The organism is Sphingobacterium paucimobilis HER1398, from assembly GCF_000416985.1.
Lineage (GTDB): Bacteria > Bacteroidota > Bacteroidia > Sphingobacteriales > Sphingobacteriaceae > Sphingobacterium > Sphingobacterium paucimobilis.
In genome coordinates this window covers 753,463-772,382 of sequence record NZ_ATDL01000015.1, presented here as the reverse complement: position 1 = coordinate 772,382, position 18,920 = coordinate 753,463, and the positions used below count along the sequence as shown (strand labels likewise).

Below are 18,920 nucleotides of genomic sequence, written 5' to 3'. Positions count from 1 at the left end.
TTAACCAATGAACACAATATCAGTGAAAAGGTTCGATAGGTAATATGATTTAATTGTCGGGAAAGGTTACTACAATAGTTGTGCTAGTATCAATTCGGCTCTCAATATCAATTGTTCCACCCAGCATTTTAACTAATTGATTTACGAGGGCTAGACCTATCCCTGCCCCCAAGTACCCTAATGCATTTTTTCCTTTATAAAATGTATTTTTAACAATATGTAATTCACTTTCTGGTATTCCAATTCCATTATCAATGATTTTGTATACAACCATTTTCTTCTGCCTATAGCTAGATAAGGAGATGCGTGCATTACCTTTGGCCGCACTAAATTTAACAGCGTTATCGATAAGATTCGAAAAGATTTGTATTAATGTAGCTTTTTCTCCATATATGGGGATAAGGTCAAACATTTCAAGCTCACAGGAAGGATTGTTATTTCGCTTTTTACTTTCTTCAAACAGTTTCGGAATTAGCGGGTGTATTGCAATTTCTTCTTTTTCGAAAATAACATGTTTGGAGCGCATGAATGATACCGTTTTGTTTATTAAACTTTCTATACTTTCCAAACCGTCAGCTATATTACTTATGCATAGTTTCTGAACATCTTGAGGCATTTCTAATTTTCGCTGTAATAGCTGTGTACTCAATATAGCCGCTGATAATGGGTTTTTTAAATCATGAGAGATTGTATGGGTGATCATTTCAAGTTCATTATTCGCAGTGATCAACATTTCTTTTGTTTGTTTTTCGTATTTTGTTCTTGCGATTATTGCTTTAGTTATCATCTTATCAAGGCTTCTGATAAAAGACAGGTCTTCATCATTCCAAAAAGCCGATGTATCTACTATTTCGGTCTCTATCAGTTGCAAATTCCCTTCGTTATTTCCCTGCTCGTCTTCTTCTTGCGAATCGCAAACCTCCATCAGTGAAGTTTTGCTTTCATCTCTAAACCAGATTATCCAATGATCTTTTTCTCCACCTACCTGCAAAGCTGCTACTCCTGCAATAGGTAAGGGAGCCGTAAATTCATGTTTTCTTTTCAACCTGAAATTGTTGTCTTTAAAAATTTTTTTATTTACCTGTTTGATGGTATCCAAGATCTTATTGATTTGTAAATTAGAAGGTGTGTTTTCAAACTTATGGATCACACCATGATGATAAATAGCGACTCCATCTGCTTTCGCCAAATTAGCGATGTCGTCAATATGTTGTACTAAACAATAATTCAAAGATCGCCCATTATATAGGTTATCGTCAAATTGCCTTTTTGTCTCTTGAATAATTTTATCAAATTCAATTCCTTTCTTTTGTAATATCTCCTCATGACGTACAGAAGCATTCTGTACCAATAATTGGCAAAGAAGTCTTTTTTGATAATCAATTTTTTTTAACGTCTGATTTATACATACCACTAATCCCCACAGATATTTATTTATAAGGATAGGAATAGTTAAAGTTGATTTTGCAGAAATTAAGTTAGAAAATCTTGCCTGTTGAGGTAGTGCTAAATACTCCACCGGAATATTTTGATCTGAGTGTGCACAATATATAATTTGTTGCCGCCTAGCTAGATCTGGGATGTACATTACCTCATTTTTTGAAAAATACGCGTATAAATCCTCCGATATAAAGCTTTTCGAAAATAATTTGTCCACATAGGCAAATTCACGATCGCTAGTCGCTATCACTCTACTCGTCTTATCTTCCATGATTTGTGCTACAAGTACATTGTCAGCCTCGGTCACGCCAAGTATGTTTTCTAAGAGTTTGCACCAAATAGAAGACGACGTCTCGTTATCAATAGGTGTAAAATCATTCATTTCCGAAGAAAAAATGATGTCCGATACTTTTTCTTCTATCCAGATAAATAGTTGATTTGCTTCTTTGTGAATATGTAAATAATACGAGATGTCTTCCTCTTTCACTACAGATGTCCTTCCACTATCACAAATTTTTGAAGGGTCACTTAGCAGTGAAGATAATTCATGTGGTAAGGTAAAACGATTCTCAAGGAAAAGTTCAAGATCAGTACCTATAATAAGTTTCGCATCTATTCCAGGTGGAAGTAAATTTTCGCTAATAGCTATTATTTTTTTAAAAGAATCAGTTATTAAAAACTGACCATTAGCGTTCATCGTTGAAGGATAAACAGAAAGTAAATTCTTGGATTTTTTTTGAGCCATGTAAAGCGAGTATAAAACTATGTAAGGTAAATGTATTCCTTCACAACTCCAAATTGCCCGAATTGTAAAGTCGTAAGACTTATAGCATTGTCCACCTGCATAGAACAAAGTTAACAATCAATTGTTTACTGTAAAAATTGAAAAAGATGGAAAATAAAAATATGATATATACGATCGGGCACTCCACACACATCTATATGGATTTTGTTAATTTATTAAAGCCGTACGGTGTTGAATTGGTGGTAGATATTCGGCGGTTTCCCGGTTCAAGAAAATTTCCTATATATAATAAACAAAATTTAGAAATCAATCTTCCAAAAGAAAATATACAATATATACACATGAAAGAATTGGGAGGTAGACGAAAGGTTCAATCAAATTCATTAAATCAAGTTTGGGGTAATAAATCGTTTCAAGGTTATGCAGATTATATGTTGACGGAAGAATTTCACCAAGGGATTAACCTTTTGAAAAGAGAAGCAATGAAAAAGACAACTGCATTTATGTGCTCCGAAGCGCTATGGTGGCGATGCCATCGCGCCATGGTATCTGATTATCTAAAAGCGGAAGATTGGAAGGTACTTCATATTATGTCTACGGGTAAGATTGTTCTACATCCTTATACGGCGCCTGCTACAATAGAAAATAATAGACTTATCTACAAATGATATTGTTATTATTGTAATTTTAATCGTGTTTGTTTGGTGAACCTACTCCCCAACATTTTAGCTGGGGAGAGGTTTATATTTTTAGTTAGGCAAATTGACGCTGCAACTGCTTACGAATTGTAAAGATCTTAGATTTTATAGTACCTTCAGGCATACAATACATATCCGAAAGCTCACGGTACTTGTAACCTTTAATATACGTATTAAAAATCTCTTGGTTTTCATCAGACATACACCCCAATGCTTTATTGATATCTTTTAATATCAACTGCCTCTCCACCGTGTTTTCTGTGAAGGGTTCATGACTTCCCAAATTTTGATATTCTGTTGCCTTCTGGTTTTCGTATATAAACTTATATTTTTTTGTTCGGTACTGATTGATGTATATGTTTTTCATAATAACAAACAACCAAGGAATTATCTGAGGGTTATTAAAAAACTGATCAACATATTTTAAAGCCCTTAGCAATGTTTCCGGTATCAGATCCTGTATATCCTCAGGGTCACTGGTAAATTTATAAGCAAGATTTTTTAATACGGATCTGTATTCTAGCAATTGTACGTTCAAGTCTTTATTTGTCATCTCCAAGGTGTTAAGCTTTTAATCATTGATAAACAAATAACATGCGATTTATCGCATTAATCAGTATTACAGGTATTCTCACCGATAAAAAGGTAACTAAAACTTAATAAGGGATAATTGTTCTTAGGCATTGTAGGTATTAATAGTTTTAAGTAGTATAAATACGGTGGCACTATTTTTTAACGCTCAGTTTAAAGGCCTGTAAAGAATTAGGGTTAAAAAATACCCATACCGTAAGCAACCAATTGTTCTTATAACTGTTAACAGTATACACATCTTATGTATACCTTACAAAATCATTTGTTTTGAACAGAATTGGACGAATAGCTTTAAAAACTTTAATGTGGATAGTAGGCATCCTTATAGGTCTGCTGGTTTTATTAATTTTAGTCATCAGGATCCCAACTGTGCAAAATTATGTTGTTGGAAAAGTAACTGGCTATCTCGAGCAAAAAATTGGAACCCCCGTAGACATCGGCAACGTTTATATTACTTTTCCAAAAAAGTTGCTTCTTCAGAATATCTATATTGAAGATCAAACTAAAGATACCTTAATAGCAGGAGAGAAATTACTAGTTGACATTAATATGTTCAAACTCCTTAAAAATACAGTAGAGATAGAGGAAATTGAGTTAAAAGGGATCACTACAAAAATCAAACGCTCCCTTCCAGACAGTACCTTCAATTTTGATTATATCATACAGGCTTTTAATTCGGAGAAAGAGAGTTCTGCCTCTGCGGACACGACCTCAGCACTTGTATTTGATATCGACAAAGTTTCTCTTGATAATATACATGCTATTTATGATGACGCCATAATCGATACCCGCGCTGAGTTGCGCTTGAAACATTTTGATACCAACCTTAAACGCTTTGATTTAACGGACAATATGGCTTTCACCATTCCTAAGATCAAGGTAGAAGGCTTTACAGCGTTGATAAACCAATGGCAACCGGCCCAAGTTTCTGATGCCCCTGCAGCAAGTCACTTTGGGGTAATTGATCGTAGTGTTGAGACGGCCTCGATGCTTCCGGATATTGATATCTCCAACATAGACCTCGCCGATATAAGTTTAAATTATCAAAATACCGCGACAGGACTAAAGACAACATTTGACCTCAATAAATTTTCCACAGATATAAAATCAATAGATCTCAATAAGTCTATTGTTGAATTAGGGGAACTGAGGGTCGACCGTGCCGAAGTCGATATTATTATTGATAAAATATCCACTCCAAAGGCGCAGTCTGCTCCAGTCGATACATCTTCAGCAAACTGGACTGTATCGGCCTCTAAGGTACTTATAAACGGTACGAATTTAGGATTTAAAGATAACGGAAAAGCTCCATTACAGCAAGGCTTTGATTATGCCAATATTACCATAACCGAGCTAACAAGTCAGTTAGATGATTTTTATTACAGCGCTGATTCCATTTCTGGATCGTTACATAATCTTTCGGCAAAGGAACATTCCGGACTAAATTTATTAAAAGCAAGAGCTAATTTTGTGTATAGCAATACAAAGACAGAGCTTACTGATTTATTGCTGCAGACACCAAAAACAATTATTCGGGATCACATTAAGATAACCTATCCCACATTAAATGCATTAACTCAAAATCCCAACAAAGTAAATGTAAATGTTAACCTTACGCAGTCCAACATTTACGTGGGTGATGCACTTCTTTTTGCCCCATTTTTAGCAAGCGAACCGTCCCTACGTCCGCTATTGACGCAATCATTTTATATTGATGGAGCAGTTAATGGCAATTTGTCCAATCTACAAATTCCACGTCTAGAAGTGAAAACAGCTTCACGTACGCATCTCATTGCAAAGGCTACTATCAAGGGGCTGCCAGACTTAAAAAAATCATATATCGATCTGCAATTAAATAAGTTCACTACAGGCCGCAAAGATATTCAACAGTTAGTATCTCGGACATTATTGCCACCAAATATAAAGTTTCCAGAATCTATCCGATTAAATGGATTCTTTAAGGGCGGCTTAAAAGGGTTTGCTACTAGGTTGAATTTAGGGACAGAGCTAGGAAATGCATTGGTTAGCGGCAACCTTAAAATAGAGAAAGATACCTTCTATAACGCCCGCATAAAGATTGATGGGTTAGATATAGGAAATATTTTAAAACAAGATTCGACTTTAGGCAAGCTTTCGGCAGATGCAGATGTCTCTGGCGTGGGGTTGGATCCACGCAAGATGAAAACAAAAATAGCAGCGACCATTCATAGTATGAATTTTAAAGGTTACAATTATCAGGATGTCACTTCTGAAGTTTTAGCGAGCCAGGGGGTAATTAAAGGATGGTTGAATAGCCCCGATCCGAATGTGCGTCTAAAACTTAATTTCAGCGCCAATTTAAGTACGAGGTATCCTAGTGTTAAAGCGAATCTAAAGGTAGATAGTGTTAACCTGCAACACCTCCGTCTTGTCGCAGACGATATACGATACCGCGGTCAGCTACAGGCTGATTTTGATACTGCAGATCCAGACTATTTAAACGGAACAGCACTTATTTCAGGCTCCTACCTGGTTAATAAGAATACTCGCTATGCTCTGGATAGTATATTACTTACCGCAAAGTCGGATAAAGAGCAAAAACTGATGACCTTAAAATCAGATATAGTGAAAGCGCATTTGGTGGGTAATTATAAGCTAACCGAATTAGGCAAGTCGTTCCAGCAGATCATTAGCAGTTTCTATAATAACGGGCAATCGATATCACAAAACCCGTTAGCCATAACACCACAGCAGTTTGAATTTAGTGCCAAGCTCTCACCAACCCCTTTGATAAAGAGCTTTCTTCCTAAACTGACCGATATGCATACAGTTACCCTAGATGGAACATTCAACAGCAGAGACCATAACATGCAGGTTGAGTTAAATGTTCCTCTTGTACGGTATGACAATATGCTTATTGAACGATTGGGAGTTGAGATAACAACTGCTGACAGTGCTTTATATTATTCGGCGACTGTTCAAAATACTCAAATTTCTAGCTTTCAACTTAATAATACCTTGCTATCAGGTCGGCTCAAGCAGAATCAGGCCGATATTAAATTATGGATTAAAGACAAAGCAGATAGCCTTCAATATGCGCTAGCTAGTGCCGTGCAAATTGTTCCTGATGCATATGATATACAACTAATGCCAGACAGCTTGGTTTTAAATTATGAGACATGGACTGTAGCTCCTTCCAATCATATTCGCTTCTCTAAAGCAGGCCTTTATGCAAATGATTTTAATATAATAAATCAGGCACAGGAGCTCAGCATACAATCGACCGATTCTAGCTCCAACTCCCCATTGAATGTTAGCTTTTTTAACTTTAAGTTACCGACACTTACCCGGATAGTTACAGCCGATTCTTTGGGCATCGAAGGAACTATCAATGGCAAAGCTACTATTTCCCAGCTACTGGGGAATCCTACCGTAGTTGCAGACCTTCATATTGAGCAGTTTACTTTTGCAAAGCAGCCCGTAGGCGACATTAGCTTCAAAGTAAATAACGAACAACAAAATATATACGCCCTCGATTTAAATGTAACAGGTCAAGACAATGACGTGCAATTATCCGGGACTTATTTTGTGAACCCAACAGGTGAATCTCAGATAGATGCCGAACTGAAGTTACAGCCATTGACCATACGCACCCTCCAAGCATTTTCCATGGGAGCTTTAGGTCAGTCTGAGGGCGAACTAACCAGCAATTTAAAAATTAATGGCACACCTAATTCCCCTAAGCTAAATGGAGAAATAGCGTTTGAAGACGTTAAGTTAAATGTCGCCATGTTAAATGCCGATTTTAGTTTTGATAAGCAGATTATACGTTTTGCAAAAGACGCGGTCTACTTTGACAATTTTAAGATAAATGACGCAAAGGGGCATCCTGCTATTATAGAGGGTAAGATAGGCACCAGCTCCTTTAAGGATTTGGATTTCGGACTTCAGCTTCGTTTGGACGATTTCGAAGCCGTTAACTCTACTCGCGAGGATAATGACCTATTTTTTGGTAAGCTATATCTGAGCTGTGATCTTAATCTCACCGGAAATATGAACCTTCCGCGTCTTGATGGAAATATACGGGTAGAAGATAGTACAGACTTTTCTTTAGCTATACCCAATAAGAATCCGGGAGTAGTAGAGCGCGAGGGAGTAGTCGACTTCGTAGACAGGCGCGACACGTTATTTGCGCAAAATATGGCGCGTTTAGATTCCCTGACAACTTTAGATCAATTAGCCGGGCTTGACATCGCTATAAATCTTTCTACAGACCCCGCGGCAAAGTTTAATATTATACTAGACGAAGGCACACAAGACGCTCTCCATATTCAGGGTGTGGCCGAAATAAATGCTTCGATAGATGCGAGCAACAAGATAAGCCTCGCAGGTACTTACAGTGTGGAGCAAGGTTCCTATACCTTTTCCCTGGGGCCTATTTCCCGCCCATTTACTTTCCAAAAAGGAAGCACTATTACATTCAACGGGGATCCCTTAGATGGTAATCTGGATATAACGGCTATATATACCAATAAATTTCCAACGTTGGAATTGGTGCAGCCCCAAATAGGATCAGAAAATCCTAATCTATACAAACAACGGTTACCTTTCGATGTCAAGCTTATACTGTCTGGCGAGTTATTGAAACCTGAAATAGCTTTTGATATCGACATGAACGAAGAGCAAGCAGTAGCATCACAAGATGTGGTCAGCAAAGTAAATATCGCGCTGTCAAGTTTGAAAGAAGATCCATCAGAGTTAAACAAACAAGTTTTTGCGCTTATAGCCTTGGGTCGGTTTATGTCAGCCAATCCTTTTGAAAGCCTTTCGGGCGGGGGCGGAGTTGAAGGAATAGCACGGAGTACCGTAAGTTCTTTTTTGACCAGCCAGCTGAATAATTTAGCATCAGATTTGATTAAAGGCGTAGAATTAGACTTCAATCTCCAATCCGAGGAAGACTATCTAACAGGAAATGCGCAAACTCGTACCGACTTGAATGTGGGGGTATCCAAGTTGCTTTTCGACAACCGTCTTAAAGTTACAATAGGCTCCAATTTCGAGGTAGAAGGTAATTCCAGACCAGGAGAAAAATCAACAAATATTGCGGGAGATATCGCGCTTGATTATCAGCTATCCAGTGACTGGCGCTATATTGCACGTGTCTATCGTAAAAACCAATATCAAGCCACCTTGCAGGGGCAATTTATCGAGACAGGCATAGGTTTCATAATGAACAGGGATTACAATTATTTCAGACAATTATTTACCCGGTCCAAAGCAAAAAATATTTATAATACCGATAAACGGAGCTTTAAACGCCGTTTTGATGTAAAACGTATGGAAACAGATTCAGTTTATAGGGATAGTGTGCGTAAGCTTTTACGGGATAGTGTCGAGCGAAAAGGCGACGATAATAGAGAGCCTCTGGGCAGTAATAAATTATCACAACTGAACGTCACTTCCAAGAGCAATAGGGAGGGTGCTCAAGACACGCTGTATACCCCTAAAAAATCGCTAATAAGAGAAGAAGAATTAAATAGGAGATAAATGACCATGACCAAAAAACTTTATAAACTATTTTATTATCTGACCGTATTTATAATATTGGGTGCTTGCAATCCCACAAGATATCTTACCGAAAATGAAAAACTATTCAATACAGGTAAGGTATACGTTCAACAGGATAGTTTTCCGAAAGATCGGAAGGAGGCTTTTGAAGCCCATCTCCAAGAGTTGATTCGGCCCAAACCCAATAAAAAGATTTTGGGTATACGCTATAAATTATGGTTCTGGAATATGGGCGGCGGCCCAGATAGTACTAATAGCGCAATTAAGAAATGGTTAAAGAGAAGGGGAGAAGAGCCGGTTTTATTACAGGATGTTAATTTGGAATACAACGAAAATTTGCTGCGTAATCGTATGGAAAATCTAGGTTTTTTCAACGCTTACGTAACTTCGGATAAGATCGTGAAAGGCAAATATGCAGACGTACATTTTAATGCTTTTCCTGGTAAAGTATATCGTATTTCTAAAGTGGATTTTGAGGTTGATTCACAGCGTATCGGTCAAGATATCATCTCTGCTAAAGAAAACACATTATTGAAAACGGGAAATAATTATAACCTCGATGTTATTCTTAAGGAGCGGGAGCGTATAGATGACGATCTGAAAAATAAAGGATATTACTATTTCTCCCCCGATAATATATTAGTCGAAGTCGATAGTAACAGGCAAAATCAAAAAGTAGATATGTATGTCACTATCAAGCCCGAGACTACCGATAAGGCCCTATCACCTCAGCGCATTGGTAATATATTTGTTTACCCCAATTATACAGGCGCGGGCGGAAGGGCAGATAGGAGATTAGACAGTGTTAGCTCACCCTACATAGACGGTTTACACTTTATCGACCCTCAAAATACATATCGGAAATCTATTCTGGCCAATCATATCTTCTTTAAAAAAGGAAATCTTTACACACGCGAAGATCACAATATGACCCTACGCCACCTGGTCAATCTAAATACATTCAAGTTTGTTAAAAATAACTTTGTAGATAGTAAAGATACTGCAAACCGCTTGGATGTTTATTATTATTTAACTCCTCTGCCTCGTAAGTCGTTACGTTTCGAGTTATTGGGAAAAACCGCCTCAGTCTACAACGGCACGGAAGCAAATATAAATTGGACATTGCGTAATGCCTTCAAAGGATTTGAAACACTGACACTCTCTGTTTTTGGAGGTTATGAGGCACAGACCGGGGGAAATATAGCGCTCAACTCAAATTATATTCGATATGGAGCTGAGATAGGCATCAGTTGGCCCCGCCTATTATCACCTTACAAATGGGCACCTTCCTTACGTTTTATACCGCGTACGTACGCTAAGGCAGGTTATGAGTTTTTGAATAGACGAAATGCCTATACTTTAAATTCACTGCGTCTCAATTATGGTTATCAATGGAAGGAAAATGAACAGAAGGAACATGACCTTGCACTCGCGGAGATTATATATGTGAGGCCTAGTAATATTTCGGACACATACCGCGCCCAGATGGATACGGTGCCTACGTTACAGCATGTGGTAGACCGACAGTTTTCTTTTGGACCCAATTATACATACACCTTTACCAATACCATGTTGGAGAGCCGTAAACATACCTTTTATCTCAAGACCGGCGTCAATACATCAGGCAATGTACTTGGGCTGATGCAGGGAGCTGATTTTAAAGATGGTAATATCAAACGACTATTTGGCACCGCCTATGCGCAGTTCCTTAAGGCAGAGATTGATTTCAGACATTATATGAAATTTTCGCCGAAATCGCAACTTGCTTCACGCATTATGATTGGTACCAGTTATTCTTATGGAAATTCTAGATCACTCCCTTATTTAAAGCAATATTTTACGGGCGGTCCCAATGGCTTGCGTGCTTTCCGCGCACGCTCCATTGGTCCGGGGTCTGCCGTACCACAAAATTTAGGCAGTGACAATTTTTTTGCAGATCAGACAGGCGATTATAAATTAGAAATAAATACAGAATATAGAGCGCCGATCTCCGGCATGTTTCATTGGGCAGCTTTTGTAGATGCAGGCAATGTATGGTTACAGCGTGAGGACGAAGATAAATTGGGCGGGGAGATTAGCAAAAATTTTTATAAAGAATTAGCTGTGGGGGCTGGGCTAGGTTTACGGCTAGATCTGAATTTCTTATTGGTCCGCCTGGATGTCGCCACGCCATTACGTGTTCCGTATCGTGAACAAGGTGATCGATGGGTATTTAAATATATGGAAATAAGAAATTCAGAATGGCGAAAAGACAATTTAATTTTTAATCTTGCAATAGGATATCCTTTTTAGGTTTATCCTTACCGAGAAAGAGATTGAGACTATTTTTCAGCTATAATATAATTTAGAGCTGGCGCTGATTTAGATTTTAATATATTAGCGTAGCTGTAAAAAATGGAGAGAAAACATGGAGTTACATAGGGATCAGGACATACTTCGCAACACTATAGACAGCTCTTTGGATATGATCCAGGTGTTTAGGGCAGTGCGGAATGATAAAGATGAAATAGTGGATTTCATATGGATCTTAAATAATAAAACTTCAGAGAAGAAGTTTGGTGATGTTATTGGCAAAAGCCTACTTACATTGAACCCGGGAGTGGTAGATACTGGGATCTTTGAAACTTTCAAAAAGGTAGTCGAAACAGGTCAGCCTGATGAGAGTATTCGACATTATGTCCATGAACAATTTAACGGGTGGTTCCAACAATCATCTGTCAAACAGGGAGATGGGGTAGCGACTACCACACGAGACATCACCGCATACAAAAAAGGAATAGAAATGCGGATATCAGCTGCACGTGCTGCAGAAAGACGGATTCGTAAATTAGAAGCGGAGCAGCAACGGGAGATTTTCAGGGTATCGTTAAGCACTTTAGAAGAAGAACGTAGGCAGATTTCCGAGCGACTTCACAACGGTATTGGCCAGATCCTTTACGGAATTAAAATAAGTATGTCAGCGCTTCATTACGGTTTAGATGAAAGTGTTTTTAAAAACGCGAAGTCATATACCGACAAGCTTTTAAAGGATGCTATCGACGAAACGCGTCGAATTTCCCACGAACTTATGCCCATTAACTTGGAACAATTCGGACTTAAATCTGCGATTGAAGAAATTTGTGTCGAATTGTCAGGTAGCACGACGTTCAAATTTAATATTAAAGGTCCATACAAAAATATCGAGAATTACTTACAGCTTGCTGTCTATCGTACAGTTCAGGAATTAATGCTCAATGTTATTGAGCACGCGCATGCTACACATTGTAGTATTAATGTGGAAGTTAATCGAACAGAGATTCTAATCGCTATAAGTGATGATGGACGCGGAATAAATATTTTACAAACACAGAAGGCAGACTTAGGATTGACAAGCATCCTTAGCAACATCAAATTACTAAATGGCGATGTTCATATTAATGCAGCACCTAGGGGCGGAGCTGTCGTTAACATTACGATTCCACGAAGTGAAAGTATAATTGTTTAATCTTTAGCCAAGTCAAACTTCGCTTTTCCTTCTGTGTCATTTAATGTACTTTCAGAATTGACAAAAATCACTGTCTCTTTATTATTAAATCTAAAAGAGACAGTAGAGTTTTAGCGCATATTTTTTAACGGTATTTGCTTTTCCAATTTCACGGATTCCATTTTTGTGGAGTCATTCAATACATTCTTAAACCACTCTTCAGACTTTTCTGTTCCAGACTTTTGCATGAGCAATTTACCCAGTTCGATTACATCGTCGTTGGCCATCCGAACCGAACCGTGCGATTCTGCATTACCCAAAGATTGGATATCTTTTGTACCATGTATAGTATAGGGCATTTGGTATACAATACGTGCCCGGCCCATAGGATTACCATTCTCTCCCGGTTTTTTGTAGCTTTCGGATTTTGCCCAATCGCTTTCCGGGGGTGTCCAGTCTGGATTCCAATCGATCTGATGAATCTGAAAATCACCCTCTGGAGTAGGATGTCCTTCTTTACCAACCGCTATAGAAAATTTTTTCAGCGTATCGGCACCCTCTAGCACATATAGTTTTCTTTGCGAGATACTAATAAGAACATGCGTACTGTCCTTCGATGTTTTTTCTTCACTACTGACTTCCTTCTTAGCGGATTTTTCCCCGCAGGATGCACTTAGGATGGCAAGGGCAAGAATGAAAAATTTGCTTGTTGTTTTAATCATATGATAATTTATTTGTTTAAGTAATCTTTATTAAAAGTATCGGGTAATCCATCGTATTATCAATCACCGTTTTCTATATTTTATTTTTTTGTCACTACCTATTAGATATCCTATAGGTTGTAATGCTGGCACACGGTCGCATACTATCTTCATTATGCCTGCACAGGGAATAGCTATTACCATACCGGGTATGCCCCATATCAACTCAGCTATGACCAAAGACAAAATAGTAAACAGCGCATTTATATTCACTTCGTCCCCTACAATAAGAGGTTCTAATAGATAAGTTTGCACAAATTGTACGAATGCATATATACCTATCACGCCCACGATAATTCCCGTTTCTCCCCCTTGTGCCATTACTCCCAGCAGCGTAATGGCCGTGCCTGTCAGGTTACCTATAAACGGGATTAACTCTAACAATCCACATATAATTGCAAAAAAGAAAGCATTTTCCACACCTATTGCTGTAAAACCGATTCCGTATAGGATCCATAGGGTTAATATCATCTTTGCAAGACCGATAACATAGCTCGCTGCTACCGTACTTGCCGAGTCTACGATTTCCAACGTGCGTTTTGGATTGTCTGATTTTGTACTTTTAAGCAAAAATGCCTTTATTCGCGAGCGATAGAACAGAAGCAAATAAATATATACCAAGACCAATATAAAGTCTACTAGCATTCCAAACAACGTAGAAATTATTGACGTGCTACCTACATCCGTACCGTTTTTCATCTGATCTTCCACGATTGCTTTTTGTCGCGTTTCGTCAATTCCCACTCTGCTTTCTATCCAGGACTGTACTTTAGAAACCATATCGCCTATGTTTTTTTTCATATCTACTACCTGTTCGGCAAAGCTTTGTAATTGCCAATTCAATAAGAATATAATTCCGGAACAAATTACCAATAGACATGCAATAGCTATCAAAGCACTGGCCCATCGAGGCATTCCTTTCTTTTCAAAAAAAGTGGAAGGGCCTAAAAATAACATCGCTAAAATTCCGGCCATCGCTAGCGGTGCCAATACCTCTTTCCCAAAGTATAAAATTGTTATAGACAGCACAGTGAGCAGAATGATCTGTGTCCCTTTAAAAAGTGAATTAGTCATATTTTTTGTTCAATTTTTCAAATTTCTATTGCCTTTTATAAAAGAACTTATTGTTCTAACTTAAAACAGCAATATCTCTTTTAAGTTCATCTCGATTTTCGAATAATAGAAGCTAATGGGATCATCAGGGTGGGGGAGTCAGAGAAGTTTATTCTTTCAATATGTAATAATATATCAGCAATAAGCCGTTTACTAAGAACGAGAATGAATTAGAAATTATGATAGGCCATTCAGATTTCATAATTCCATAAACAACCCAAAGCGCTACGCCTGCCATAAGCACAATAATCATAGTAGGTGACAAAGGTTGCACCTCTTTTTCTTTAATCACTTTTATTAATTGAGGTAACATTGATATAGACGTCAATGCCCCTGCAATTGTTCCGATTACCGTTTCCATCTCTCTTTTTGCTTTATTGTAAATCTATTTAACACTTATTTGCTTGTAGTGCGGGAATGTCCTCCACCTATGCCATTGGACACGATACTTCTCTTCAGAAATCTTAAATAACTAATGAATTACTCTTAAATTAAACAGCTATATTGACCATATGTTCATTATTGACTATTCGAGTGAAAATTCACCCTAAAGGCGGAGGGGATAAGTTTATTATATGTCATATAGAGATTCAGAGTGCCAAAGTACGTTGCGATCTGGCCGAGCGCATGTTTCGGTATTGCGAAAAGATATATGACAAATACCGGATGTCTGTTGCGGCGATAAATATGACTTCAACAGAATAGAAGATTTTAAACTAAATCATTTCCAGGCTGTTATTTGCATATGAAAATATGGATAAAATGGTTGATTGGAGTGGTAGGAACTATTGTGTTGATTCTTGTGATTGGGAGCTGTTACCTTGCTCGCCATTATAAACCTATCATTAAAGAGAAATTAAGTGAAAAGATATATACAGAATCTCAAGGCCAGTATCGTCTTGTTATAGATGATTTGGATGTTAGTATTCTACGCGGGGCTTTAAGATTTACGGGTATACGGCTTATATCAGATACGACGATGTATGCTAAACTTAAAGCGCAGAAGAAAGCATTTGCGACGCGCTTTGACGTTGTTTTGAATACGCTTAAAATTGATGGAGTTAATGTGTGTCGTGTGCTTTTTACCGATAAAGTAAACGTGCAGCATATTGTAATGGATTCGCTACGTGTGCAGTTGGTCAAAGAGGTGCTGCCTTATACCCCAGCGGATACCAGCGGTACCGATCTCTATGCCCAGATTAAGGACACCTTTAAAGAGTTGCGGATTGATATGTTCGAAGTAAAGTCGCTTGATCTAGAAGCTGTTGATAAAAGTGTGAAAGAGCCTGTGCTCCTGAAGAGGGGATATGTAAAACTATCTGATTTTTTGATGGGGTCGGATAGTAAAACAGATACTAGTAGAATCCTTTATTGCAAAAGGATCCAGATGGAGCTGCCCGGATTTACCTATTCCATTGCACATACCCCATATCAATTATCCTTTGACCACTTGAAGCTGGATAGCCGTACCCAGTCGGCCCTGCTGCACAATATTCGATTGGGACCTAAAATCAAAAAAGAACAGTATTTTAAAAATGATAAACAGAATAAAGCGTTGATCGCTCTACAATGGGATACCATCCGTTTAGAAAATTGGGATATGCCCTTGCTGCTAAGGAGGGGGGGATTTTATGCCAAGAAGATATATCTGAATAAAGGGTCGGCAGTCTTTAGGAAAGACCGCCGTTATCAGAAGGATAATGTAAACAAAATCGGAGATGCCCCCCATCAGCTGATTATGAAGCTAAAGCAGCACATTGCTGTGGATACGGTATTCGTGGAGCATTCAATAGTGCAGTATAGACAAATTAATGAGTCGGGTACGGATGAGGGAGTAATATCATTTATAGATACTAGAGGGATAATCGTCAATATGACCAACGATAAGGTACGACTGCATAAAGATGGTTTCATGCGTGCAGATTTAAAGACGATGTTGATGGGTAAAAGCGAGTTGCATGCCGTATTTGGTTTCGATATGCAACGTAATGATGGTGCGCATAGTTATTGCATAGACCGGAGCATGCTGACCCCTTGATTCCGGACTTGTTTAGGTATACCATGATGTTTTAAGCGCTGCTATCGCATGGCATTCCGTCAGATACTGACCCCTCTGTTGTTCAGAACGGCTATATATTCCGGGACATATTGACCCCTCTGGTATTATTGGGACCTCAGTATTCCGGAAGATATTGACCCCTTGCCGGGGTGCTGATTTTGGTTTTACTTTTGGGAAAATGATATTACCCAATGGCCGGAAAAACCAGACCCATGAGTCAGATAAAACAGATGATCAGGCTGCACCAGCAGGGCTATGCCATCAAAGCAATAGCCCGCAGCCTTAGTATAAGCAAGAATACCGTAAAGTCCTACCTCTACAAGATAGGTGAGGCAAAGTTGAACATGAGCGACCTTCTGGCTGTGGAAGATCCCGTGCTGGAAGGCCTGTTGCATTCAGGTAATCCGGCCTATCGCGACCCCAGGTTCGAGGATCTCAAAGAGCGTTTGCCACATCTGGAGAAAGAACTTAAAAGAGTTGGCGTAACGCGTAAACTGCTTTGGGAAGAATACAAAGTATCTTATGCCCAGGGGTATGGTTACTCCCAGTTCTGTTATCACTTTTCACAGCTTAGTGTTTCTGCCCGTTCGGGAACCATGGTAATGCAACATGAACCTGCAGACAAGCTCTATATCGACTTCTCCGGCAAGAAGTTGCATTATATTGATATCGAGACAGGTGAGCTTATTAATTGCGAGGTATTTGTCGCCTGTCTTCCTTATTCCAATTACTGTTATGCAAAAGCTGTTCGCAGCCAAACAATCCCTGATTTTATTGGAGCGCTGAATGATTGCCTGTGGTTCCTGGGCGGAGTTCCCAGGGCACTGGTGCCGGATAATCTAAAGTCGGCCGTAACCAAAAGTGACCGCTATGAACCTGATATCAACAGAAGTATGGAAGATCTGGCCAATCACTACGATACCGTTGTGGTTCCTGCCCGGGCCGGAAAGCCAAGAGACAAAAGTGCTGTTGAGAACCATGTCAAAATCGTCTATACACAGGTGTTCGCCCGATTGCGCAACCGTAGGTTCTTTGACCTGGAATCGCTCAATGAAGCCATTACCTCCTGCGTAGACAAGCTCAACCAGACACGTATGCAGAACCGCAGTTACTGCCGTCAGGAACGCTTTATCAGCAGTGAAAAGCATCTATTGGGCAAACTTCCCGTGGATCGCTTTGAGCTGAAGCACTATGCTGAGCTTAAGGTCGCTGACAACGGTCATATCTACCTGGGCCGAGACCGTCATTCTTATAGTGTGCCCCATATCCACCGCAGAAAGAAAGCGCAGATCGTATACACCGATCGTATGGTCTATATCTTCGTACAGGGCAATCAGGTAGCTGTACACCAGCGCAGCAAGCGTCCAAACTCCTACACAACCAACCCAGAGCATCTAGAATCCAGCCATCGTGAATACATGGATATCAGTCCTGAAAAATATAGGAAGAAAGCTTCCGGGATATCCCATTCGTTCGAGCAGCTTATCCTAGCGATATTCAATCAAAAGGGACGTTATCCGGAACAGCTCTACCGTACCTGTGATGGACTGTTCCGCCTGCAGCGCACTTACCCCATAGCCATGTTCGATAAGGCCTGCAACATTGCTGTAGAAAACAGAATGTTCAGCTCCAGATCGATTGGAAATATGCTGGCCAGCGGTATGGCCGGATGGAATGAACCTCAAGAAAATGAAATGCCGATGCCCGGGCATAGCAATATCAGAGGTGCAGGCTATTATAGTTAAAAAGACCAATAAATGATAAAACAGATATAAAAATGAACATTGAAAAACACCTAAGAATGCTTCGTCTGAATGGTATGGAGCAGCATTGGAAAGTGATGAAAGAGACACGTCAGCACGGCATATTGAGCTTTGAACAAGGCTTTGAAATGCTTTTACAGTCTGAAGTCGATGATCGTGACAGTAAACGATATGACAGGCTGAAAAAGAATGCAGCATTCCGCTATCAGGCATCTATTGAAGAAATCAATATGGATGCTGCCCGAGGTATTGACCACTCGCTTATTACCGATCTTGCAACTGGAGGTTATATAGAAAAAGCCGAACCGATAATCATTACAGGAGCCGCTGGCTGTGGTAAATCTTTTATGGCCTCTGCCTTCGGACTGAAGGCCTGCGCACAGGGCAAGAGAGTAGCTTATTACAATCTGCAGAAGTTGCTGCAACGCTCGAAAATGGCAAGGCTGGAAGGTTCCCTACAGAAGCTCATGGATAGGCTGGCCAAAACAGACCTTCTCATCCTGGATGACTTCGGTATCGTGCGACTGGAACAACAGCAACGGCTGGATCTCATGGAGATCTTTGAGGACAGGCATGGCAGAAAAGCGACCATCATAGCCAGTCAGCTACCCGTGGCAAGTTGGTATGATATAATCGGTGAGGATACCATTGCAGATGCAATACTGGATAGAATTGTCCATGTATCACACAGGATTGAACTTAAAGGAGAAAGTCTAAGAAAAAAAAGGTAATATTGTCAG

General features: G+C 39.3%; 12 protein-coding genes. 7 read left to right on the top strand and 5 right to left on the bottom strand.

The window, feature by feature from the left end:
- Positions 1-49 precede the first annotated feature (49 nt).
- Positions 50-2,185: a GAF domain-containing sensor histidine kinase gene (locus M472_RS35990; RefSeq protein WP_021070815.1), complete on the bottom strand. Its 2,136-nt coding sequence runs from the start codon at positions 2,183-2,185 to the stop codon at positions 50-52.
- A gap of 146 nt (positions 2,186-2,331) precedes the next feature.
- On the opposite strand from M472_RS35990, the gene M472_RS35985 reads away from it, so the two are divergent.
- Positions 2,332-2,853, top strand: coding sequence for a DUF488 domain-containing protein (locus tag M472_RS35985; protein ID WP_021070814.1), 522 nt, complete (start codon positions 2,332-2,334; stop codon positions 2,851-2,853).
- Positions 2,854-2,938: 85 nt separating this feature from the next.
- Here M472_RS35985 and M472_RS35980 read toward each other — a convergent pair whose 3' ends face one another.
- Positions 2,939-3,436 (bottom strand): RNA polymerase sigma factor, encoded by a 498-nt coding sequence (locus M472_RS35980; protein WP_021070813.1) that lies wholly within the window; start codon positions 3,434-3,436, stop codon positions 2,939-2,941.
- Between the two features lie 407 nt (positions 3,437-3,843).
- Here M472_RS35980 and M472_RS35975 point away from each other — a divergent pair, with 407 nt between their 5' ends.
- The 3 genes from M472_RS35975 to M472_RS35965 all read left to right on the top strand — a co-directional run bounded on the left by M472_RS35975 (position 3,844) and on the right by M472_RS35965 (position 12,505).
- A complete protein-coding gene (locus M472_RS35975; RefSeq protein ID WP_158499918.1) occupies positions 3,844-9,000 on the top strand; it encodes a translocation/assembly module TamB domain-containing protein in 5,157 nt (1,718 codons plus the stop codon).
- Between the two features lie 6 nt (positions 9,001-9,006).
- The gene (gene tamL / locus M472_RS35970; protein ID WP_031301797.1) at positions 9,007-11,313 is read left to right on the top strand and encodes a translocation and assembly module lipoprotein TamL; all 2,307 of its coding nucleotides are present in this window, start codon (positions 9,007-9,009) and stop codon (positions 11,311-11,313) included.
- Between the two features lie 115 nt (positions 11,314-11,428).
- Positions 11,429-12,505 (top strand): sensor histidine kinase, encoded by a 1,077-nt coding sequence (locus tag M472_RS35965; RefSeq protein ID WP_021070810.1) that lies wholly within the window; start codon positions 11,429-11,431, stop codon positions 12,503-12,505.
- A 110-nt stretch (positions 12,506-12,615) separates the two neighbouring features.
- On the opposite strand, the gene M472_RS35960 is transcribed toward M472_RS35965, so the two are convergent.
- The 3 genes from M472_RS35960 to M472_RS35950 form a co-directional block, all read right to left on the bottom strand.
- On the bottom strand, positions 12,616-13,206 hold the full coding sequence (locus M472_RS35960; protein WP_021070809.1) for a L,D-transpeptidase: 591 nt from the start codon (positions 13,204-13,206) through the stop codon (positions 12,616-12,618).
- A 63-nt stretch (positions 13,207-13,269) separates the two neighbouring features.
- Positions 13,270-14,319 carry an AI-2E family transporter gene (locus tag M472_RS35955; RefSeq protein ID WP_021070808.1) on the bottom strand — a complete coding sequence of 350 codons (1,050 nt, stop codon included), beginning with the start codon at positions 14,317-14,319 and terminating at the stop codon, positions 13,270-13,272.
- Positions 14,320-14,467: 148 nt separating this feature from the next.
- Positions 14,468-14,719 carry a SemiSWEET transporter gene (locus M472_RS35950; RefSeq protein WP_021070807.1) on the bottom strand — a complete coding sequence of 84 codons (252 nt, stop codon included), beginning with the start codon at positions 14,717-14,719 and terminating at the stop codon, positions 14,468-14,470.
- Between the two features lie 384 nt (positions 14,720-15,103).
- Here M472_RS35950 and M472_RS35945 point away from each other — a divergent pair, with 384 nt between their 5' ends.
- The 3 genes from M472_RS35945 to istB all read left to right on the top strand — a co-directional run bounded on the left by M472_RS35945 (position 15,104) and on the right by istB (position 18,911).
- Positions 15,104-16,396, top strand: coding sequence for an AsmA family protein (locus tag M472_RS35945; protein ID WP_021070806.1), 1,293 nt, complete (start codon positions 15,104-15,106; stop codon positions 16,394-16,396).
- 233 nt (positions 16,397-16,629) lie between these two features.
- Positions 16,630-18,162 (top strand): IS21 family transposase, encoded by a 1,533-nt coding sequence (istA, locus tag M472_RS35940; RefSeq protein WP_235049511.1) that lies wholly within the window; start codon positions 16,630-16,632, stop codon positions 18,160-18,162.
- A gap of 32 nt (positions 18,163-18,194) precedes the next feature.
- Positions 18,195-18,911 (top strand): IS21-like element helper ATPase IstB, encoded by a 717-nt coding sequence (istB, locus tag M472_RS35935; protein WP_022829371.1) that lies wholly within the window; start codon positions 18,195-18,197, stop codon positions 18,909-18,911.
- Positions 18,912-18,920 lie beyond the last annotated feature (9 nt).